This is a genomic window from Bradyrhizobium sp. PUT101 (assembly GCF_052043945.1).
In the GTDB taxonomy this organism is placed as follows: Bacteria; Pseudomonadota; Alphaproteobacteria; order Rhizobiales; family Xanthobacteraceae; genus Bradyrhizobium.
On sequence record NZ_CP197207.1, the window covers coordinates 5,334,762 to 5,354,972 of the forward strand.

The 20,211-nt window shown below is 64.7% G+C and carries 21 protein-coding genes and 1 pseudogene; 14 read left to right on the forward strand and 8 right to left on the reverse strand.

The window, feature by feature from the left end; translation table 11 throughout:
* The first annotated feature begins 97 nt into the window (after positions 1-97).
* The 5 genes from ACSHT2_RS25755 (at position 98) to ACSHT2_RS25775 (ending at position 3,980) form a co-directional block, all read left to right on the forward strand.
* Complete coding sequence (locus tag ACSHT2_RS25755; protein ID WP_440637320.1) at positions 98-1,708, forward strand: AMP-binding protein; 1,611 nt, start codon at positions 98-100, stop codon at positions 1,706-1,708.
* Between the two features lie 9 nt (positions 1,709-1,717).
* Positions 1,718-2,185: a MarR family winged helix-turn-helix transcriptional regulator gene (locus ACSHT2_RS25760; protein ID WP_440637322.1), complete on the forward strand. Its 468-nt coding sequence runs from the start codon at positions 1,718-1,720 to the stop codon at positions 2,183-2,185.
* An 89-nt stretch (positions 2,186-2,274) separates the two neighbouring features.
* The gene (locus ACSHT2_RS25765; protein WP_440637324.1) at positions 2,275-2,628 is read left to right on the forward strand and encodes a nuclear transport factor 2 family protein; all 354 of its coding nucleotides are present in this window, start codon (positions 2,275-2,277) and stop codon (positions 2,626-2,628) included.
* A gap of 2 nt (positions 2,629-2,630) precedes the next feature.
* Positions 2,631-3,074: a hypothetical protein gene (locus ACSHT2_RS25770; RefSeq protein ID WP_440637325.1), complete on the forward strand. Its 444-nt coding sequence runs from the start codon at positions 2,631-2,633 to the stop codon at positions 3,072-3,074.
* A 129-nt stretch (positions 3,075-3,203) separates the two neighbouring features.
* A complete protein-coding gene (locus tag ACSHT2_RS25775; protein WP_440637327.1) occupies positions 3,204-3,980 on the forward strand; it encodes a DUF2189 domain-containing protein in 777 nt (258 codons plus the stop codon).
* Between the two features lie 114 nt (positions 3,981-4,094).
* On the opposite strand, the gene ACSHT2_RS25780 is transcribed toward ACSHT2_RS25775, so the two are convergent.
* Positions 4,095-4,607: an SRPBCC family protein gene (locus tag ACSHT2_RS25780; protein WP_440637329.1), complete on the reverse strand. Its 513-nt coding sequence runs from the start codon at positions 4,605-4,607 to the stop codon at positions 4,095-4,097.
* Positions 4,608-4,635: 28 nt separating this feature from the next.
* Positions 4,636-4,950, reverse strand: a complete 315-nt coding sequence (locus ACSHT2_RS25785; protein ID WP_440642930.1) for an ArsR/SmtB family transcription factor — start codon at positions 4,948-4,950, stop codon at positions 4,636-4,638.
* A gap of 259 nt (positions 4,951-5,209) precedes the next feature.
* On the opposite strand from ACSHT2_RS25785, the gene ACSHT2_RS25790 reads away from it, so the two are divergent.
* Positions 5,210-5,830 carry a LysE family translocator gene (locus ACSHT2_RS25790; RefSeq protein WP_440637331.1) on the forward strand — a complete coding sequence of 207 codons (621 nt, stop codon included), beginning with the start codon at positions 5,210-5,212 and terminating at the stop codon, positions 5,828-5,830.
* Between the two features lie 3 nt (positions 5,831-5,833).
* Here ACSHT2_RS25790 and ACSHT2_RS25795 read toward each other — a convergent pair whose 3' ends face one another.
* A complete protein-coding gene (locus ACSHT2_RS25795) occupies positions 5,834-6,637 on the reverse strand; it encodes an N-formylglutamate amidohydrolase (RefSeq protein ID WP_440637333.1) in 804 nt (267 codons plus the stop codon).
* A gap of 75 nt (positions 6,638-6,712) precedes the next feature.
* On the opposite strand from ACSHT2_RS25795, the gene ACSHT2_RS25800 reads away from it, so the two are divergent.
* Positions 6,713-7,111 (forward strand): gamma-glutamylcyclotransferase family protein, encoded by a 399-nt coding sequence (locus tag ACSHT2_RS25800; protein ID WP_440637335.1) that lies wholly within the window; start codon positions 6,713-6,715, stop codon positions 7,109-7,111.
* Here the strand turns inward: ACSHT2_RS25800 and ACSHT2_RS25805 are convergent.
* Positions 7,108-7,671 carry a chlorite dismutase family protein gene (locus tag ACSHT2_RS25805; protein ID WP_440637336.1) on the reverse strand — a complete coding sequence of 188 codons (564 nt, stop codon included), beginning with the start codon at positions 7,669-7,671 and terminating at the stop codon, positions 7,108-7,110. The genes ACSHT2_RS25800 and ACSHT2_RS25805 overlap by 4 nt on opposite strands.
* A 254-nt stretch (positions 7,672-7,925) precedes the next feature.
* On the opposite strand from ACSHT2_RS25805, the gene dnaG reads away from it, so the two are divergent.
* The gene (dnaG, locus tag ACSHT2_RS25810; RefSeq protein ID WP_440637338.1) at positions 7,926-9,947 is read left to right on the forward strand and encodes a DNA primase; all 2,022 of its coding nucleotides are present in this window, start codon (positions 7,926-7,928) and stop codon (positions 9,945-9,947) included.
* Between the two features lie 375 nt (positions 9,948-10,322).
* Positions 10,323-12,464 carry an RNA polymerase sigma factor RpoD gene (gene rpoD / locus ACSHT2_RS25815; protein ID WP_440637339.1) on the forward strand — a complete coding sequence of 714 codons (2,142 nt, stop codon included), beginning with the start codon at positions 10,323-10,325 and terminating at the stop codon, positions 12,462-12,464.
* 113 nt (positions 12,465-12,577) lie between these two features.
* On the opposite strand, the gene ACSHT2_RS25820 is transcribed toward rpoD, so the two are convergent.
* From ACSHT2_RS25820 to ACSHT2_RS25830, 3 genes are all read right to left on the reverse strand, one after another.
* On the reverse strand, positions 12,578-12,814 hold the full coding sequence (locus tag ACSHT2_RS25820) for a hypothetical protein (RefSeq protein WP_028178714.1): 237 nt from the start codon (positions 12,812-12,814) through the stop codon (positions 12,578-12,580).
* A 518-nt stretch (positions 12,815-13,332) separates the two neighbouring features.
* A complete protein-coding gene (locus tag ACSHT2_RS25825) occupies positions 13,333-13,653 on the reverse strand; it encodes a hypothetical protein (RefSeq protein WP_440637340.1) in 321 nt (106 codons plus the stop codon).
* Between the two features lie 294 nt (positions 13,654-13,947).
* The gene (locus ACSHT2_RS25830) at positions 13,948-14,472 is read right to left on the reverse strand and encodes a hypothetical protein (protein ID WP_440637341.1); all 525 of its coding nucleotides are present in this window, start codon (positions 14,470-14,472) and stop codon (positions 13,948-13,950) included.
* A 142-nt stretch (positions 14,473-14,614) separates the two neighbouring features.
* Between ACSHT2_RS25830 and ACSHT2_RS25835 the strand changes: the two genes are divergently transcribed.
* A complete protein-coding gene (locus ACSHT2_RS25835) occupies positions 14,615-15,421 on the forward strand; it encodes a lytic murein transglycosylase (RefSeq protein WP_440637342.1) in 807 nt (268 codons plus the stop codon).
* Between the two features lie 36 nt (positions 15,422-15,457).
* Here the strand turns inward: ACSHT2_RS25835 and ACSHT2_RS25840 are convergent, their stop codons facing one another.
* Positions 15,458-16,288 (reverse strand): SDR family NAD(P)-dependent oxidoreductase, encoded by an 831-nt coding sequence (locus tag ACSHT2_RS25840; protein WP_440637344.1) that lies wholly within the window; start codon positions 16,286-16,288, stop codon positions 15,458-15,460.
* A gap of 119 nt (positions 16,289-16,407) precedes the next feature.
* On the opposite strand from ACSHT2_RS25840, the gene ACSHT2_RS25845 reads away from it, so the two are divergent.
* The 4 genes and pseudogenes from ACSHT2_RS25845 to ACSHT2_RS25860 form a co-directional block, all read left to right on the forward strand.
* Positions 16,408-16,782: a response regulator gene (locus tag ACSHT2_RS25845; RefSeq protein WP_440637346.1), complete on the forward strand. Its 375-nt coding sequence runs from the start codon at positions 16,408-16,410 to the stop codon at positions 16,780-16,782.
* Between the two features lie 55 nt (positions 16,783-16,837).
* Entirely contained in the window at positions 16,838-17,449 is a 612-nt protein-coding gene (locus ACSHT2_RS25850) for a LysE family translocator (protein ID WP_440637347.1), read from the forward strand.
* A gap of 769 nt (positions 17,450-18,218) precedes the next feature.
* Positions 18,219-19,427, forward strand: coding sequence for a GGDEF domain-containing protein (locus ACSHT2_RS25855; protein WP_440637349.1), 1,209 nt, complete (start codon positions 18,219-18,221; stop codon positions 19,425-19,427).
* A 134-nt stretch (positions 19,428-19,561) separates the two neighbouring features.
* A pseudogene (locus ACSHT2_RS25860) lies at positions 19,562-20,185 on the forward strand (peptidoglycan recognition protein family protein); the annotation flags it as partial.
* Between the last annotated feature and the right edge of the window lie 26 nt (positions 20,186-20,211).

Consider the following 20,211-nt stretch of genomic DNA (forward strand, 5'->3'; position numbering starts at 1 on the left):
CAGCGTCGAGCCCGGAATGACGTCGCGGGGCTTGTCCCGTGCGTTCGCAGCCCTAGACTGACGAGAACAACAAGATACCGGGAAACGATTCAAGCCCATGCTCACCGAAGCAAAGACCTATGACGAGCTCTATCGCAATTTTCGCTGGGACATCCCCGCGCGCTTCAACATCGCGGAAGCGTGCTGCGATCGCCATGCCGACGGGACGGGGCGGCTTGCGCTGATCTATGTCGACGAGACCGGCGCGACCAGCCGCACCTCCTTCGACGAGATCGCCGAGATGTCGCGCCGCTTCGCCAATGTGCTGAAGGCGGACGGGCTTTCCGGTGGCGACCGCGTCGCGGTGTTTCTGTCGCAGTCCCGGGAATTGCCGATCGCGCATATGGCGGCGTTCCGCTCCGGCATGATCTCGATCCCGTTGTTTGCGCTGTTCGGAGAGGACGCGCTGGAATTCCGCCTGTCGAATTCCGAGGCGAAGGCCATCGTCACCGACGAGGGTGGCTGGGAGAAGCTCGCAAAGATTCGCGATCGTCTGCCCGACCTGAAGACTGTCTATGTGGTCGGCGGGCGCGCGCCGGCGGGGACGACGTCGTTCTGGGATGCGGTGAAGGCCGCATCGGCCGACTTCGCGCGGATCGACACCTCGTGCGATGATCCCGCGCTGATCATCTACACCTCGGGCACGACGGGCAATCCGAAGGGGGCGCTGCATGCGCACCGCGTCGTGCTCGGTCATCTCCCCAATGTCGAGATGTGTCACAACTTCCTGCCGCGCCCCGGCGATCTCATGTGGACGCCGGCGGACTGGGCCTGGATCGGCGGGCTCATCAACGGCCTGTTCGCGTTCTGGTATCACGGCATTCCCCTGGTCGGACACCGCGCGCGCAAATTCGAGCCGCAGGCGGCGATGCAGATGATGGCCGATCTTTCCGTGCGCAACGTCTTCCTGCCGCCGACCGCGCTGAAGCTGATGCGGCAGGCCGGGGTGAAGCATTCCGGCGTCAAGCTGCGCAGCATCTTCACCGGCGGCGAGTCGCTGGGCGGCGAACTGCTCGGCTGGGTGCGCGAAACCTTCGGCATCGACGCGCACGAAGTGTTTGGCCAGACCGAGTGCAACCTCGTGATCGGCAGCAACTCGAACCTGTTTCCGATCCGGCCCGGTTCGATGGGCAAGGCGACGCCGGGCTTCGATGTCCGCATCGTCAACGACAAGGGCGAGGAATTGCCGCGGGGACAGCGCGGCATCATCGGCGTGCGCCAGCCATGCCCCGTCACCATGCTCGAATATTGGCGCAATCCGGACGCGACGGCGAAGAAATATGCCGGCGAGTTCCTGCTGACCGGCGATCTCGGCGTGCAGGACGAGGACGGCTATTTCTGGTACGTCAGCCGCGAGGACGACGTCATCACCACCGCCGGCTATCGCGTCGGTCCCTCCGAGATCGAGCACACGCTGATGAAGCATCCGTCGGTGGCGATGGCAGCCGTCGTCGGCATCCCCGATCCGATCCGTACCGAATCGATCAAGGCATGGATCGTGCTGCGTCCGGGCTTTACCGGCAGCGATGCGCTCGCGCGCGAGATCCAGGAGTTCGTCAAGGTGCAGCTCGCCGCGCACGAATATCCGCGCTTCGTCGAATTCGCCGAGACGCTGCCGATGACGGCGACGGGAAAGGTGCTGCGGCGCGAGCTGCGGGCGAGAGGCTAGCTTCCTGCAATGGCAAAGGCGCCTCAAGCCGCGGGACTCCACCGCGCTTCACTCGACAAGCTTCATGATCTGGATGCGGCGCTGGAGCTCATGTATTACGGCTGGCGCGGGATGACGCTGGAGGCCGACGCATATCTTGCGAAGCAGGGCCTGTCGCGTCCGCACCATCGTATCCTCTACGTGGTGGCGCGCCGGCCCGACATCGCGATCGGCGCGCTGATCGAGATCCTCGGTATTTCCAAGCAAGCCCTCAACCGGCCGCTCAATCTGCTGGTGGAGCGCAAGCTCGTGACGTCGAAGCGTTCGCCCGAGCAGCACCGCTCGAAATTGCTGCGCCTGACGGAAGCGGGGCGGCGCATCGAGCAGCGGGCCTCGGATCACGAGCGCAAGGTGCTGCGCGAGGCGTTCGATCGCGTCGGGGCGTCGGGTGCGGCCGGGTGGATGGGCGTGATGGAGGCGATCGCCGACAACAACTGACGGAATCTTCAAGTCAATATGGTTGACATGAGGCGCGGGCTTTGCCACTTTCCCTGCCAGGGAGGATCCGTGTCATGAGCGGACAGGCAATGAGCCGCGCGACCGCCGAACGCTTTGTCGCGGCATGGTGCGTGAATTGGTGCAGGGTCGATATCGACGCGGTCGTCGCGCATTTCGCCGACGATGCGCAGATGCGCAGCCCTCTTGCTCTCACACTGACGGGTTCTCCGACCATCACCGGCGCCGAGAACATCCGCGCCTACTGGCGGCAAGCCTATGGCCACGTCGAAAGCGCCGACCTGAGGATCCTGAGCTGGAGCTGGGACGACACCATCGCGCGCCTCACCGTGTGGTGGCAGCTGGGCGACACGCGCGCCAGCGAATTCATGGACTTCGACGATGCGGGCCGCGTGGTGCGCAGCGAAGCCTTCTACGGAAAATGACGATGCACATTTCTGATTTCGTTCTGCTTCTCAACACGCTCTGGTTCGTCGGCGCCTTCATCCAGTTCAGCATCGCGCAAGCCAACACGTTGAAGATCCTGCTGCCGCGGGAGGAGCGCAGCAATCCGATTGCGCCGACCCTGGCGGCCAGCGTGGCGTTCCTGGGCGGGATGAATCTGCCGATCGGGCTGCTGTCGCTCTATCTTCTGGCCGCCCGTCCGCCCTTCTTCGAGCCGATCGAAGCGCAGCTCGCGCTGTTCCTGTTCTTCGCCGCCTGCCATTTCAGCCAGTTCGCCTATAACGTTCCGGTGCTGATGCGTGGAGGCCGCGTCGGCGTGGCTTACTGGCCCGTGTTGAAGGGCCCGATGCTCCGGATCTTCGTCATCGACGCGGCCCTGTTCGCGGCCAATCTCGGTGTGGCGCTCCTTTTGGTATCGCGTGCCTGACGAGCGCGATGCGCCAGGCGGCGCAATGGCGGTATCCTCTGACCGCTCGACTCCTGGTGCAAGGATTGGCAGAGCGAGCTAACATCGGCCCAACAGGGCGCGGCGTAGACCGCGTGAGGGAGGAAGCTGATGTCCATCTCGGGCAAGGTCGATCCGGTGGTGCGTCCCGTGGCGGCGACCGACATCGCCGAGGCGCTGGTCGAAGGCCTGCGCGATTTTCAGGCGCTGCCTCTTTACGGTCTCTGCTTCGGCGCGCTCTACGCTGCCGGCGGCATCGCCATCATGCTCTGTCTCACCGCCTTCGGCATGGTCTATCTGGTCTATCCCCTGGCTGCCGGTTTTGCGCTGATCGGGCCGTTCGTGGCGATCGGTCTCTACGAAATCAGCCGCCGCCGCGAGCGCGGCGAGCCGGTCTCATTCGGTGCGATCTGGTCGGCGATTCGTTCGCGCAGCGAGATCGGCTGGATGGCTTTCGTGACGCTGTTCGTGTTCGTGGTCTGGATGTACCAGGTGCGGCTCCTGATCGCGCTGCTGCTCGGCCTCAATGCCTCGTTCTCGAGCTTGCAGGAATTCATGACGGTGGTGCTGACGACCAACGAGGGCCTGCTGTTCCTTGGCATCGGCAATGCGGTCGGTGCCGTGCTGTCGCTGATCCTGTTCTCCCTGACCGTGGTGTCATTCCCGCTGCTGCTCGATCGCGACGTCGATTTCGTCACGGCCATGGTGACGAGCGTGCGCGCCGTCGTCGCGAGCCCGGTGCCGATGATCTCGTGGGCCGCCGTGATCGTGATGCTGCTGATCGTCTCGGCGCTGCCTTACTTTCTCGGGCTGATCGTGACGCTGCCGGTGCTTGGGCATGCGACCTGGCATCTCTATCGGCGTCTGGTGGCTCCGGTGGCCGCCTAGTCGCCATTCCGGGATGTCCGAAGGGCGAGCCCCGGAATCCATTCATCCACCAACTTTCTGCCGCTCGATCGTTTCCGGGCTCGCGCTACAAGTGCCCTGGGATGACTCGTGAGCCTACGGGGTCTTGATTCCCATTGCCTTCAGCGCGTCCAGCATCTTCGCCGGCGGCGACATCTTGATCTGCGGTGCGTTGCCCGTTTCGAGCAGGCTCTTCAGCCCCGACAGGATCGCCGGCCAGCCGGTGCGGCCGCCTTCGAGGATGTCGTCGCTGAGCGGGCGATCGTGGCGTTCACTCATGGTGAGGCGGACGGCTTCGCCGGCGGGCTCGATCTCATAGGTGACGAGGGTGGAGCCGAGCTTTTCGACAAGATCAGGCCAGTTCACGTTCCACGTCACCGTCAGCTTCCTGGGCGGATCGTATTCGAACACCTCGCCGGAGATGTGCTCCGAACCGTCCGGGGCACGCACGATGAAGGTGCCGCCGAGCTTCGGCTCCATCTCCACCGCGAAGCCGGAAAAGTATCTGCGGCTGAACTCAGCCGAGGTCAGCGCCTCCCATATCTTCTCCGGCGTAGACGCGATGTAGATGGTGTAGACGGTGAGTGGCTTGAATTGGTCGAAGTTCATCGCGCATCAAATCCTTTGTTGAGCGGGCCTACTCGTCGCGCTTCTCCAACTGGCGTTTCAACTCGCTGAGTGCGGCGAGCTTGCCGTGCTCGAATTTCCTGATCCAGCGTTCGCCGATCTGATGGATCGGCACCGGGTTGAGGTAGTGCAGCTTCTCGCGCCCATGCCTGATCGTGGTGACCAGGTTGGCGTCTTCGAGAATGACAAGGTGCTTGGTCACGGCCTGCCGTGTCATCGCGAGCCCCTCGCAGAGCTCGTTCAGCGTCTGGCCGTTCCTGGCGTGAAGCCTGTCCAAGAGCGAGCGTCGCGACGCATCGGCGAGCGCTTTGAAGACCTCATCCATGGCAACGATAATAGGCAACCAAAAGGTTGCCTGTCAAGCACGACGTCCTTGCGGGGCGATGCCTGGTTCTCCGCTGTCATCCCCGCGAAGGCGGTGGAACCAGGAGTCCAGAAACGGATGCAGGAAACGGAGAGGCGTAGCGGATATCCGCCTTCACGGGGCAGGACAGCAATGGCGAGGCGCGCGCCTTGCGTTCATCCGTCTTCCGTTCCCGCCTCGGCCATGCATTAATGCGCACAAACCGCAGCGAGTCCTCCCCATGATGTCCATGCAAGCCTATCTCGCCTTCGTCGCCGCCTGTATTGCGCTGGCGCTGCTGCCGGGGCCGATCGTCACCCTCGTCATCGCCAACGGCCTGCGCCACGGCACGCGTGCGGCGCTCACCAACGTTGCCGGCGCGCAAGCGGGCCTTGCCATCGTGATCGGCATCGTCGCGGTCGGCCTGACCTCGCTGATGGCGACCATGGGCTATTGGTTCGACTGGGTGCGTTTTGCCGGCGCCGCCTATCTGGTCTGGCTCGGCATCAAGCTGATCTGGGCGCCGGTCGAGGGCGTCGATCTCGAGGCGCCGCCACCGCCGCCGCGCGGCGGCTTCTTCCTGCAGGGATTCCTGGTGCTGCTGTCGAACCCGAAGGTGCTGGTGTTCTTCGGCGCCTTCATTCCGCAGTTCATGGACATGAACCAGCCGCACTTTCCGCAAGTCGCGCTGCTGGGCGCCACCTTCATGGTCACCGCGGTGATGACGGATGCGCTCTACGCCATCGCCGCCGGGCGCGCCCGAAAATTCTTCTCTGCGCGCCGCACGCGGATGATGTCGCGCATCTCCGGCGGCTTCATGATCGGCGGCGGCATCTGGCTGGCGCTGACACGGGCGAAGTGAGCATCACGCCATTCCGTCCTTGTGCAGCGTTGCTGCGATCTCGCGCAGGATCCGCGCCAGCCGCTCGGCCCATCGCTGCTGGCCGGTCTCGTCGGTGATCAGGTCCTGGCGGATCTCGATGCCGGTGTTGATCAGCCCGCGCGCCTCGCCGTGCACGGGGATGGTGTAGTCGGTGATGTCGCTCACCGCATAAGGCTGGTTGTCGCCGACGACGAGGTCGCTCTCGCCCCGCAGGTGTTGCAGCATCAGCCGCGGCAGCACCGTGTCGCGGTGATAGAGCGTGCCGATGTGCCAGGGCCGCGGATCGCCGTAGTAGACGGGCGTGAAACTGTGCAACGCGACCAGCACGGTCGGCTTGCCCGACCGCACGCGCGCATCAATCGCCGCGCCGATCCGGCCGTGATAGGGATCGAAGATCTCGCGCCGGCGCATCTCCTTGGCCGCCGCCGATAGGTTCTCGTTGCCGGGGATGGCGGTCTCCTCGGAGATCACAGGGATCGAGCTCGCGACTCCCGGCGGGCGATTGCAGTCGATCACCAGGCGCGAATAGCGCTGCGCGATCAGGTGCGCGTCGATCATCTTGGCGAGCGGCTCGGCGACGCCGGCGATGCCGATGTCCCAGGCGATGTGCCTGACGAGCTCGCCTTCCGCGATGCCGAGATCTCCGAGCGCGCGCGGCAGCACCCGTCCGTAATGATCCGCGGTGAGCAGGAAGGGCGATGCCCCTGCCGCATTCACCTCATGCACGGGCGGAATGTCGCCCTCGCCGAGCAGTTGATCGGTTACCTCGACCGTGTCGAAAGCCATCCTGATTGCCTATGGAAGAATAACCTGTGTAAACGGAGTAACGGCGTCGCACCGACGCCGCAACATCAGAACACCATGACCTCCGATCGTCTCTTCGTCTACGGCACCCTGATGCGCGGCTTCGACCATCCGATGGCGCGGCTGCTCGCGGGCCATGCGGAGTTTCTGGGCGAGGCGACCTGCCGTGGCCGGCTCGTTCTGGTGAAGCACTATCCGGGATTGCTGCTCTCCGACGCGTCGGCGGACATCGTCCATGGCGAGCTCTTCCGCCTGCGTGTGCCCGAGGAGCTCCTGCACGAGCTCGACATGTACGAGGCCTGCGGCGAGGGATTTCCAGAGCCGACCGAATATTTGCGCCAGTTGGTCGATGTGACGCGCGCCGACGGCGCCACCGAGAAGGCCTGGACCTACGTCTACAACTGGCCCGTCACCGATCTGCCGCGCATCGAGTCGGGCCGCTTTCTCGAGCATTAGGCCGACAGCACTTCCTTCACCATGCGCACGTCGACCTCGCGCTCGACATAGGTCCACTCCTCGGTCTGCCGGAGCATCGCCACCAGCTCCTCGAACAGCGCGGCGTCCGCGGGGGTGAATTCGAACCAGGTGAGAAAGTCGAAAGGCCCGCCGAGGTCGCGGCAGTGATAGAGCTGGCGCGCAATCGCAGGCAGGAAGCGCAGGCTGCTGGCGATGTGGTGCGACTTGTCCTCGAAGATCCTGCGGCGCTCTTCCTGGGTCAGCTCCCACCAGGCTTGCGACTTGCGGATCGGAATCAGCGCCGCGCTGGTTGCCTCGATCCGGCCGAGACCGGCCTGCGCGGCCACGAGCTGCTGCTTCTCGGGCCGCTCGGTGTAGCGCAAGCTGCTCTCGACACCCACCAGCCGCCACGCATTGCGCGAGGGCACCAGCGGCAACGAAACGGCATCGCTGTCGGTCACCGACAGCGCCGGCACGAAGGGCAGGGGCTCGCCCGTCACGGGCGAAAGCGAGGTCACACGCCAGCCCCCGCTCTGGCCGCCTCGAAAGGTCTTGAACATGGCCTATGGAAGCGTGGAACCGGGCGCGGTTCAAGCTTTCTGTCATTCCGGGCGCCCGTTCCGTCATCCGTCGAGGCCCGCCGAAGAGACGGGCGCTCAAGGGGGACGGGGATAGGCGCCCCCGAATGACGGACCAAGGCCTGTGCATAGGTCGAATAACCCGGATAAGCCTGACAAACCTGGCCTTTGGCCGGCCCGCACCTATATCCCTGATCTTTCGCCCGACTCACCCGGTTTCGCGCTAGACACAACCCATGCGCTTCACGCCCCAGTTCCTCGACGAGCTTCGTGCCCGGCTTTCGGTCTCCGAAGTCGTGGGTAAGCGCGTCAAGCTGAAGAAGGCGGGGCGGGAGTGGAAGGGGCTGTCGCCGTTCCAGCAGGAGAAGACGCCGTCCTTCTACGTCAACGACCAGAAGGGTTTTTACCACGACTTCTCCTCCGGCAAGCACGGCGACATCATCACCTTCATGATGGAGACCGATGGCCTGCCGTTCGCGGAAGCCGTGGAGCGGCTCGCCAACATGGCGGGCCTGCCGCTGCCGGCGGTGACGCCGGATGCGGCGCGGCACGAGCAGCGGCGCAAGTCGCTGCATGACGTCATGGATCTCGCAGCAAAATTCTTCGCGGAGACGCTGGCCTCGCGTCTCGGCGCCAAGGCGCGCGGCTACCTTGCCGACCGCGCCATCTCGCCGGCGACGCAATTGCAGTTTCGCCTCGGCTACGCCCCGCCCGACCGCTTCGCGCTGAAAGAGCATCTCGGCAAGCTCGGCGTTTCCGTCGACGACATGGTCGAGACCGGCCTGTTGATTGGCGGTGACGACATCCCCGTGCCGTACGACCGCTTCCGCGATCGCGTGATGTTTCCGATCACGGATCTGCGCGGCCGCGTCATCGCCTTCGGCGGGCGCGCGCTGGAGAAGGACGTTCCGGCAAAATACCTGAACTCGCCGGAGACGCCGCTCTTCCACAAGGGCGACAATCTCTACAATCACCAGACCGCGCGCAAAGCCACGCATGACGGCAGCGCTCTGATCGTGGTCGAAGGCTATGTCGACGTCATCGCCATGGTCACCGCGGGCTTTGCGGGTAGCGTGGCGCCGCTCGGCACCGCGCTCACCGAAAGCCAGCTCGCGCTGCTCTGGAAGATGGCGGACGAGCCGATCCTCTGCTTCGACGGCGACCGCGCCGGACAGAAGGCGGCCTATCGTGCCGCGGACCTCGCGCTACCCTTCCTCGCACCGGGCAAGAGCCTGCGCTTCGCCCTGCTGCCGGAAGGCCAGGACCCCGACGATCTCGTGCGCTCCGGCGGGCGCGGAGCGATCGAGGAGGTGATCGGCGCGGCGCGGCCGCTTGCCGACATGATCTGGTCGCGCGAGCTCGAAGGCGGCAACTTCGTCACGCCCGAGCGCCGCGCCGCGCTGGAGGCGCGCATCAAGGAGCTCACCAACGGAATTCGCGACGAGGTGGTGCGGCGCTATTATCGCGACGAATTCATCGAGCGGCTTCAACGCACCTTCGCGCCCGAAGGTGGGCGCGGCTTTGGCGGCCGGGGCAATTTTCGTCCCGGCGGTGGCCGGCCGTTCCAGCCGAGGGCAGGGGGAACTGCGAATCGATTCGGCGGCCAGGGGTTTGGTGGACAGGGATTTGGCGGCGGCCGCCGCGGCCCCCCCGGTCCGACCCCGCTCCCGTCCGGCCCCTACCAGGCGGCGAGCCCCCAGCTGGCGGCAAGCCCGATCATGCGGGGCCAGCGCAGCGCGATCTCCCGCCGGGAGGCCCTGATCCTGCAATGCCTGATCAATCACCCCTGGCTGCTGCACGACCACCTCGAGGAGGTCGCCGCCCTGGAGCTGGCCCATCCCGAGGCCCATAAGCTCCGGGCCGGCATCATCGCCGCCTTCGCCAACGACCACCACCACTTGCCGGAGCCCGGCGAGCAGGCCGAAAAGATGCGTGGCGATCTCGATCGGGGCGGATTTTCCCAAGTTCTTCAAAGGGTTGAGAATGGCATTACGACCCAGGCGGTGTGGGGTGCCCGCGAAGGCGCGGCGCAGGACGACGTTCTTGCGACCTGGCACCAGCTCGTTGTCTTGCATCGGCAATGGCATTCACTACTTAGGGAGCTGAAGGACGCCGAGCTGGCCTTGGGGGAGGATCCCAGCGAGGCCAATTTGGCATGGCTGCGTGACGTCAAGGCCCGGATGGCCGAGGTCGACGGCACCGAGGCCCTGATCGAGGGTTTTGGCGAGCTGTCGGGCCGGCTTCAGAAGAGCGTGTGATGAAAGAATCATGCGGACGGCCAGTGCCGGAACCGCTAAAAGACTCGCCAAATCCAAGGTTTGGCGGCACAAACAGGGTTAATCGAGGCTTAACGGTCTTGTAGCACTTTGGCCCAGAGGCGGCCGCAGGCAGAACAGACGCGTCAGGAATGAATCCGCGCAATCGCTGTTGGCACTACACCTGCATCCGCCGCGACAAAGAGGCTGACGAAGCGTTAGGCAATTCCGGCGAGAGAAAGTTGGGGGTGGCGAGAGGTTTGTGCGCCGCCCTTTCCGTGTCGAGAGCTGCCGAAGCGAGAGCGTCGAGCAACAGGTTCAAGTGAATTCAGGCAGGCGCGGCGGGCGTCTCGCATGAAGCGCGTTTAGGAGCAATGGATGGCCACCAAGGCAAAGACGCTGCAGGCGAAGGACAAGGAAAAAGACGACAAGGCAGCGGACGCGCCGGAGAAGGACTCCCAGGACGCGCCCTCGCCGTTGCTCGACCTGTCCGACGCCGCCGTGAAGAAGATGATCAAGCAGGCCAAGAAGCGCGGCTTCGTGACCTTCGATCAGCTCAATGAAGTCTTGCCGTCCGACCAGACCTCGCCCGAACAGATCGAGGACATCATGTCGATGCTCTCGGACATGGGCATCAACGTCACCGAAGCCGACGACACCGAAGGCGAGGAGGAGAAGGACGAGGGCGACGACGAGACCGATAACGAACTCGTCGAGGTCACCCAGAAGGCCGTCACCGAGGTCAAGAAGAGCGAGCCGGGCGAGCGCACCGACGATCCCGTGCGCATGTATCTGCGCGAGATGGGCACGGTCGAGCTGCTCTCCCGCGAAGGCGAAATCGCGATCGCCAAGCGCATCGAGGCCGGCCGCGAGGCGATGATCGCAGGGCTGTGCGAAAGCCCGCTGACCTTCCAGGCCATCATCATCTGGCGCGACGAGCTCAACGAGGGCAAGATCTTCCTCCGCGACATCATCGATCTCGAAGCAACTTATGCCGGCCCGGACGCCAAGGGCGGCATGAACACCGCGATGATCGCAGGTCCCAGCGGCGAGACCGGTGAAGCTTCGGCCGAGGGCGGCGAGGCCGCCGCCTCCACCGCTGCGCCCGCGCATGTGGCGCCGCCTGCGGCGCCGCCGGCGCCGACCCCGTTCCGTGCCGCGCCTGCAGCCGCTGGTGCCGAGGCCGGCGAGGAGAAGGATCCGGCCGAAGCCGCGGCCGAGTCCGACATGGACGACGACGAGTTCGAGAACCAGATGTCGCTCGCGGCGATCGAGGCCGAGCTCAAGCCGAAAGTGGTCGAGATCTTCGACAAGATCGCCGACAGCTACAAGAAGCTGCGCAAGCTTCAGGAGCAGGACATCCAGAACCAGCTCCAGAACGAGTCGCTCTCGCCGCACCAGGAGCGCAAGTACAAGAAGCTAAAGGACGAGATCATCGTCGAGGTGAAGTCGCTGCGCCTCAACCAGGCGCGTATCGACAGCCTCGTCGAGCAGCTCTACGACATCAACAAGCGCCTCGTTTCGCACGAGGGGCGCCTGATGCGCCTTGCCGACAGCCACGGCGTCGCGCGCGAGGACTTTTTGCGCAACTACACCGGCTCGGAGCTCGATCCGCGCTGGCTCAACCGCGTCTCGAAACTTTCCGCAAAAGGCTGGAAGAACTTCGTCCACCACGAGAAGGACCGCATCAAGGACCTTCGCCACGAGGTGCACCAGCTCGCCGCGCTGACCGGCCTCGAGATCGTCGAGTTCCGCAAGATCGTGCACTCCGTGCAGAAGGGCGAGCGCGAGGCACGCCAGGCCAAGAAGGAGATGGTGGAAGCCAACCTCCGTCTGGTGATCTCGATCGCCAAGAAGTACACCAACCGCGGCCTGCAGTTCCTCGACCTGATCCAGGAAGGCAACATCGGCCTGATGAAGGCGGTCGACAAGTTCGAGTACCGCCGCGGCTACAAGTTCTCCACCTACGCGACGTGGTGGATCCGGCAGGCGATCACCCGCAGCATCGCCGACCAGGCCCGTACCATCCGCATCCCCGTGCACATGATCGAGACGATCAACAAGATCGTGCGCACGTCCCGCCAGATGCTCAACGAGATCGGCCGCGAGCCGACGCCAGAAGAGCTCGCCGAGAAGCTCGGCATGCCCTTGGAGAAGGTCCGCAAGGTCCTCAAGATCGCCAAGGAGCCGCTGTCGCTGGAGACGCCCGTCGGTGACGAAGAGGATTCGCATCTCGGCGATTTCATCGAGGACAAGAACGCGATCCTGCCGATCGACGCCGCGATCCAGTCCAACCTGCGCGAGACCACGACGCGCGTCCTCGCCTCGCTCACCCCGCGCGAAGAACGCGTCCTGCGCATGCGCTTCGGCATCGGCATGAACACCGACCACACGCTGGAAGAGGTCGGCCAGCAGTTCAGCGTGACGCGCGAGCGTATTCGCCAGATCGAGGCCAAGGCGTTGCGCAAGCTGAAGCATCCGTCGCGGTCGCGGAAGCTGCGGTCGTTCCTGGACAACTAATTCGGATTGTCATGCCCGGGCCTGACCCGGGCATCCATCCAGACGAAAACGGCGGGCCGAAAGCCCGCCGTTTTTGTTTATGTTGGAGCTTCGAGTATCACGCGTCCAACGCGCTACTTCTTCTTCACCCCGACCCGCTCGAGCCGCTTGATCTCCAGCGGCGGGCGGCCGCTCTTTTCGGCGATCTCGCGGTCCTGCTCCATGATGAAGCCGCGCGCGGGTTCGTCGCCGTCGAGGCCGCCGAGGAGTTCGGCGGGCACGCGGCGGTTGGAGCGTTGGGAATCGTCTTCATAGACGACGTTGAAGAAGGCGAATTCGCCTTTGGGATTGGTACCGGGTTTCTTGGCCATGGCGGCTTTTCGTCGATAGCCGCGCCGCAGTCAAATGACTTCGGGTGATCGACCTCCGCCGCGTCCGAACGCGGCAGGGCTTGATGCAGCTGAGTGACGGTATCTGATGCGGAGAAGAGCCAGAGATCCGCTGAGCCCTTCGAGGAGAACTTACGCCTGACAACAAACGGCGGGCCGAAGCCCGCCGCTTGTCTTGGTCTTCAGCGTCGCCCGGGGCTGGGAGGGCGACAATCTAAAGTGGAAGGTTATAGAAGGTGCCCTGCAATGGCAAGGCAAATCGGGGTGCGTCGATCTCGCAGCGAGCGCATCAGATATGCGTTGGTTGCGATAGGTCATGTAGCCTTACATCGAGACAGTTGTCTGGGTTGCCAAATCACTTTGTTCAATTTTCTCGCTCTTGCGACGCAGCAAGAGCGACGTGTTCTGTAGGAAGGTGCGTTGGCCTGCACGTCTTCCCGCCTGCGTGCAGACGGTGCGTTCGCAGATGCAAAGCCGGTGCCATCGTCCCGGCGCGTTTCTCAATGTGGACGCGTGCGCTGCGTCAATTCCTGCACGGCGAGCCGCGATCCATGTCCGCCGCTTTTGCCGCTGTCGTCCTTGCGCCCCTGCGCCATGATCGCGCTGCCCATCGCGGCCGAGCCGAAGGTGATGAGGAAGGAGGCGAGCAGCAGGAGAAGTGCCACGCCGGGCGCGCGGTCGGCGAAGATCAGCTCGCGCAGATGTCCGGGGTTGAGCCAGAGCAGGCCGCCGACCAGCAGCGCGGCGGCGCAGGCGCCGATCGCGAGGTTGATCGCGAGCAGGCGGAAGAGGGGGATGCGGAGGAGGGCGGGTGTCGGCATAGCTGATGACCTCGTGCGGGCTCAACGCACCGACTGACTGCGCGGCGCAAGTAACAACACCATAATGCCAACTCTCTCATCCGTCATTCCCGGGCGCGCAAAGCGCGAGCTATGGTACGCAATTGCGCACCTGAGAATCCATTCATCGACCGTCTCTGCCGCCCGATAGATTCCGGGTTCGCGCTACGCGCGCCCCGGAATGACAGGAGGAGGGTGTGGCGCGACCACTCATCTCATACGGCTGCGTCGCGACCTCTGGAACTCAATCGTTCGGAAACCCACCACCTGCCGCCATCACGCCGCCGGCGCCACCCGGTTGCCGGGCTCCTGCGCCGCCTGCTGGCGTTCCATCATGGTCTGCCACAGCGTTGCGATGCTCTCTTGCGTCTGCGGCGCGACCAGGCAGTGGCCCTCATTGTCGAAGCCGCAGAACCGCACTGTCGGATCCTTCTTCACCTCGGTCAGCGCCTGGTTGATCATCTCCAGGCACGTCATCACCTGGCCGACGTCCTGCAGGCGCGTGTGATGCAGGATGTCCATCAGGCGGAACGTCATCACCGCGGGGCGGCCGAAGCTGATGCCGGGGCGGCCGAGCTCGAACAGCACGTTCACCGCAGGAAGCACGCCGCGGATGTGCTCGAGCACGCCGGCCATCTCTTCCACGCTGCAGGCGACGAGATGGGCCGCCTCTGGTGGCGGCGCGGCCTCCGGTGTCCGTGGCGCAAGCCCGAGTGTGGCGATCACCTCCTGCTCGATCCATTGCCGCACCGGGGCGGGGGCATTGCGGATCTGCTCAGCGGTCAAGGTGATTCCGGTCATGTGCGGTTCTCCTGTTTGCCTCAATCTAGAAAGCACCGCGTGAGACGGTTTGATGCGGATCAAGCCTGCCGCTTTGACGCTCGCTGCGTTCCCGGGCATGATCGCGCGCTGCTTCGCGCCAGGATTTTGAGGATTGCTCCACATGCTGAGACGGCTTCTCGCCGCCGCCTTCGTCGTTTGTCTGGCCGGCGGGTCGGCGCAGGCCGCCCGCTGCGGCGGCGATTTCGACAGTTTTGTCGCCAGCATGGCGCAGGAAGCGCAGGCCGCCGGCGTCTCGGCGAGCGTGACCAATGCGGCACTTAGCGGCGTGACCCAGGATGGTGCTGTGCTCGCCTTCGACCGGCGCCAGCGCTACACCTTCAAGAAGAGCTTCGAGCAGTACGTCTCGACCCGTGTCGGACCCGGCCGCATCAATGGCGGCCGCGCGATGCTCCAGCGTCACGCCGCGCTGCTCTCCCGCATCGAGCAGCAATTCGGCGTACCGCGCTATATCCTGGTCGCGATCTGGGGCCTTGAGAGCGATTTCGGCAAGGGCGACACCGGCAAGCTGCCGGTGATCCGCACGCTGGCGACGCTCGCGCATGATTGCCGCCGCACCGATCTGTTCCAGGGCGAGTTGCTCGCCGCGCTCAAGATCGTGCAGCGCGGCGACCTGCCGCTGCGCGACCTCATCGGCGCCTATGCCGGCGAGATCGGCCAGACCCAGTTCCTGCCATCGTCCTACATCAAGTACGGCGTCGATTTCGACGGCGACGGCCATGTCGATCTCCGCCGCAGCGTCCCCGACGTGCTCGCCTCGACCGCGAACCTCCTGCACACCAATGGCTTCAAGATGAGCCAGCCCTATGATGAAGGCACGCCGAATTTCGAGGCGATGCGCGAGTGGAACAGGGCGGTGGTCTATCGCAAGACGATCGGGTATTTCGCGGATCGGCTGGCGGGGCAGTGACTTCCCCTTCCAGGGGAGGGGGAAAGGAGGCGACGTTCACGTCCCCTTCGCCATCTTCTCCAGCTTGCGCTGCAGCGGCGCCCAGTACGTTCCCGGGCGGAAGCGCTGCAACAGGTCCATGAAGCGGGCGTCGTTGCCGATCAGGATGCGCGGCTCGTTCTTCTCGATGCCCCTGATGATGCGAAGCGCGGCATCCTTTGGCGTGGTCTTCGCTGCGTTCTCGAACCGGTCGATCGATTGCGCGCGGCGGGCATTGTCGGTGACGCCGATCCCGGTGCGCGCGTTGCGCGCGATCGCGGTGGCGACGCCGCCGGGATGGACGAGCGACAGCTTCACCTGGCTTCCCGCCACCGCCAGCTCGTGCCGCACGCTCTCAGAGAAGCCGCGCACCGCGAACTTCGCCGCCGCATAGGCCGATTGCCCCGGCGGCGCGATGATGCCGAAGATCGAGGAGAGGTTGACGATGTGCGCCTCTGGCCTCGTCTTCAGATGCGGCAGGAAGGCGCGTGTGCCGTGCACCACGCCCCAGAAATTGATGTCGAACAACCAGTCCATCTGCGCCTGGTCGATCTCCTCGAACGAGCCCATGAGAGCCACGCCGGCATTGTTGACGACGATGCCGAGGGTGGGATGCGCGATGGTCGCCTCGCTCGCGAACCGCACAATGTCGGCGGGCTCGCCGACGTCGACGCGATGCACGCTGACCTTGCGCGTTGTTCCGATCTCCGCCGCGAGCGCCTTCAATCCGGCCTCGTCGCGATCGGCCAGCGCGAGATCGCAGCCGCGCTGCGCCAACTCGATGGCCAGCGCCCGGCCGATGCCGCTCGCCGCTCCCGTGATGGCGGCCGCGCCCCGAATCGTCGTCATGAATTCCCCCCCCGTCAAGTCCCCGATCGTGGAACTATGAGTTACTTTTTTTGGAATGAAACCGAACCGTTGCCGGCCTCGGTTTTTAACATGCGTGAGGCATGCATTGGGAGCCGCCGATGGGACAAGCAAAGCCGTTTCGCGCGACAGCGCTGATCGTTGAAGACGACGTCATGCAGCGGGAGATGCTTTGCGTTCTCCTGGAAGAGAGCGGCTACCAGGTCATCCAGTGCGAAAGCGCCGAGGCCGCCGAGCGCGTCCTCGACAAGAGCGCCGGCGCGCTCTGTCTGATGCTGACCGACGTCCAGCTTGCCGGCCACATGAACGGCGTCGAGCTCGCGCATGTCGCCAAGCATCGCAATCCGAAGCTCGACGTCGTCGTCACTTCCGGCCGCCCCTTGAAGCAGCCCTTGCCCGATGGCGCCAAGTTCTGGGCCAAACCCTGGGCGCCGCTCGACGTGCTGCGCGAGGCTGAGCTCGCTCAGCTGTCCTGACCGCTATCCTGCGGGCGCGCTTTCTCGCCGCGAGCCGCGGTGATAAGGTCCGTCCATGACCCTGTCCTTCCTGCTCACCTCGCTCATCGTCGTCGCATCGCCAGGCACCGGCGTGCTCTACACGCTCGCCTCGGCGCTGACCCGCGGCTCGCGCGCGAGTATAGCGGCCGCCTTCGGCTGCACGCTCGGCATCGTGCCGCACATGGTGGCGGCGATGCTCGGCCTTGCCGCCGTGCTCCACACCAGCGCTCTCGCCTTCGCCGTGCTGAAATGGTGCGGCGTCGCTTATCTGCTCTACATGTCCTGGCAGGCGCTACGCGAGACGGGGACGCTCGCGGTTGACGGCGAGATCAAGGAGCGGTCGAGCGGCCGTGTCATCGTCACCGGCTTCCTGATCAACATCCTCAATCCAAAGCTGTCGATCTTCTTCCTCGCCTTCCTGCCGCAGTTCATCGCGGCGGACGAGGCCCATGTGCTGGCGCGCATGCTGGAATTGAGCGGCGCCTTCATGGCGATGACGTTCGCGGTGTTCGTGCTCTACGGCCTCTGCGCCGCCTCGGTGCGCGAGCGCGTCATCTCCCGCCCCCGCGTCATGGCCTGGCTGCGGCGGAGCTTTGCGGCCGGCTTCGCCGCGCTCGGCGCCAAGCTTGCGTTTGCGGAGCGGTAGGTTCTTCGTCACCTCTCGAAAAGTCGTCATGCCCGGGGCTTGTCCCGCCTGCGCGGCCGAAGCCGCTTCGGCGAGGCGAAGGCCCGGGCAGCCAAGTTCTTCGTACTGTGCGGTCATGCGTGGATGGCCGGGACAGACCCCGCTATGACGCTGTCGGAGCGGGTACGCCTCGAACACTCACCCAATAAAAAAGCGGGCCTTGCGCCCGCCATCTTCGAACCCGATCGGTCCCTACCCGACGCCCGGGCGGAGCGAGACTCCACCCGGGCAAAGAAACAGAAGCCTCGTTACTTCTTCTTCGCCTTCTTGGCCTTTTTCGCCTTCTTCTTCGTCGCCTTCTTCGCTTTCTTAGCCATAGTATCCTCTCAAGGGTTAATGGTGGAACGCGACACGAGGGATGCTCGGCGGAGGGCCAGCCTCGCAACATCCTCGATGACAAACTCAGCAGATTCGGGGCCGGCTGCCCCGCGCCGTCATATCTCCGTCATCGCGTTATCCACAGCTCAGATGCAATTTCGGTGATTTTTGTCCGCGAATCCGCTTCGCCGCGCTCTCGCGGCGCCCGCCCGTCCGCAGCAAGGCTTGATTAACGATGCCGGAATGCATTCGCGGATTCATCAATCCAAAACCAACGCCCGAGTTTACGCGATTGCGGTGAGACTCCATTAAGCGCGCCGCGCACATGGTCGCCCGCAAGAACACGGGGACGGGGTATGAACGGGCAGTTGCCAAACGAAAAGGGCGGGACCATGCGTGTCCCGCAGTCGCCATGCTGAGCGTGCCGACACTCTGGACCGTCATCGTCATCAACTTCCTGGCGCTGGGCCTGGTCTGGGCCTATGTGGCGCGCGCCTATCCCAAGTTCGAGGCGGCGCGGTACTGGACGGCGGCGGCGGTGCTGGCCGCAGCAGGCGCGGCGATCTCGATGCTGCGTGATGTGATGGATCCGCGCTTTCCGCTGATCGGCGGCGGCGGCCTGATGATCTTTTCGTCGTGGCTCGCCTGCATGGGAGTGGTCCGGTTCTATCACCGGCCGGTGTCCTGGCCGGCAGCGATCGCCAGTTCGCTGCTCTGCAGCGCCGGCCTCGCGTTCTTCCTGGTGGTTGCCGACAGCATGCCGATGCGGGTCGTGATCTACTCGCTGGCGCAATCGACGCCGATCCTGCTGACGCTGCCGCTGCTCCTCGCCAAGCAGAACGGGCGGGAAAATCCCGGCGCTCGCCTCGCTGCGATCGTGGGATTGCTGCTCCTGTCCATTCACGTCGTCCGCTCCGGCGCGGCGCTGCTCGGCTACGGCGGCGCCATCACCGCGATCAACTTCAATGGCTTGCAGTCCGTGATGATCCTGCTCCTGGTGTTCCTGGCCATGGGTTGGAATTTTGCCTGTCTGTTGATGGCGATCGAGCGGTTGCGCAACGAGGTTGCCGATCTTGCGCTGCTCGACGATCTCACCGGCGTCGCCAACCGGCGGCATCTGCTGCAGCGCCTGACCGAGGAATGCGCCCGCTCCGAGCGCAGCGGCGCGCCGTTCTCGCTGCTGCTGATCGATCTCGACGGCTTCAAGACCGTCAACGACACCCATGGCCATGCCGCCGGCGATGCCTGCCTGAAGCACTTCACCCTGATGGCGCAGACGCGCCTCCGGCCCGGCGACATGCTCGCCCGCACCGGCGGCGACGAGTTCTGCGTCTTGCTGCCGTCCTCGTCCTTGCGCGAGGCTTCCGCGATCGCCCGCCGCGTGATCGACGTGTGCCGTCAGGATGCAGCCACCTGCACCGGCAGCGACATTCCGATCGCGATCTCGATCGGGGTTGCGCAGTGGGACCGCGACGTTGGGGAGTTCCCGGATCGTCTGATGGCCAATGCCGACCATGCCCTCTATGCCGCCAAGAAGAACGGCAAGAACGATTTCGCGATCTACGATCCCGCTCCGCCGCTTTCGCCCGAGTCGGTCAAGGCGTTGAGGGAATTCGCGTAAGGCCTGCCAAAGCGCGACGCGATTAAGCTGAATCGTCATCGCGCTTTAGGTTATTATTTGAGCATGATTTTTTCGGAAAACCGCTGCACACTTTTCCGGATCATGCTCCAGGCTTGGGTCGCATTGGACCTCGCATGATGATGTTTCGCCTGCCCGCGGCCGTTTTCGCCGCTCTCCTTCTGATCGTCCCCGCCGCCGCCACGGATGCCGAGCTCGCAAAGCTCGCGCGCGCCTCCGGCACGCCCGACATCCCCGGCTTGAAGATCGTCTGGCTGGCGCCATGGGGCGACGTCCGCAACGCAAAGCCCTGGCGCAACATCATCGTGCACCAGACCGAGGGACCTGCGGGCTCGGCGCGCGGCGGCGCGCAAGCGCAGGCGAAGAACCCGACACGGCGCGGCGTCACGGTCTGGGTCGAGACCGACGGCACGGTCTATTGGGCGGTCGCCGAAAACCTGGTGCCGACCCACGGCGACGGTGCCAACCGCAACGACAACAAGTACATCGACAACAGCTCGACCTACCGCCAGGCGGTGCGCGACAATTCGATCGGCGTCGAGTTCGCCGGCAACTATCCCGACGTGACGGCAGGCCCGACCGAAGCACAGGTCGCGGCGTGGAAGATCCTCGTGAAGGTGCTGCGCGCGCGCTACGACATTCCGCTGGACCGCGTCTATGCGCACAACTGGATCGACTACAAGGACGCGCGCTATTGCGAAGGCTGCACGCTTGCGACGATGGCAAGGGAGTGGGGGGAGCGAGACGGCATCATTCCGGGCTCGCG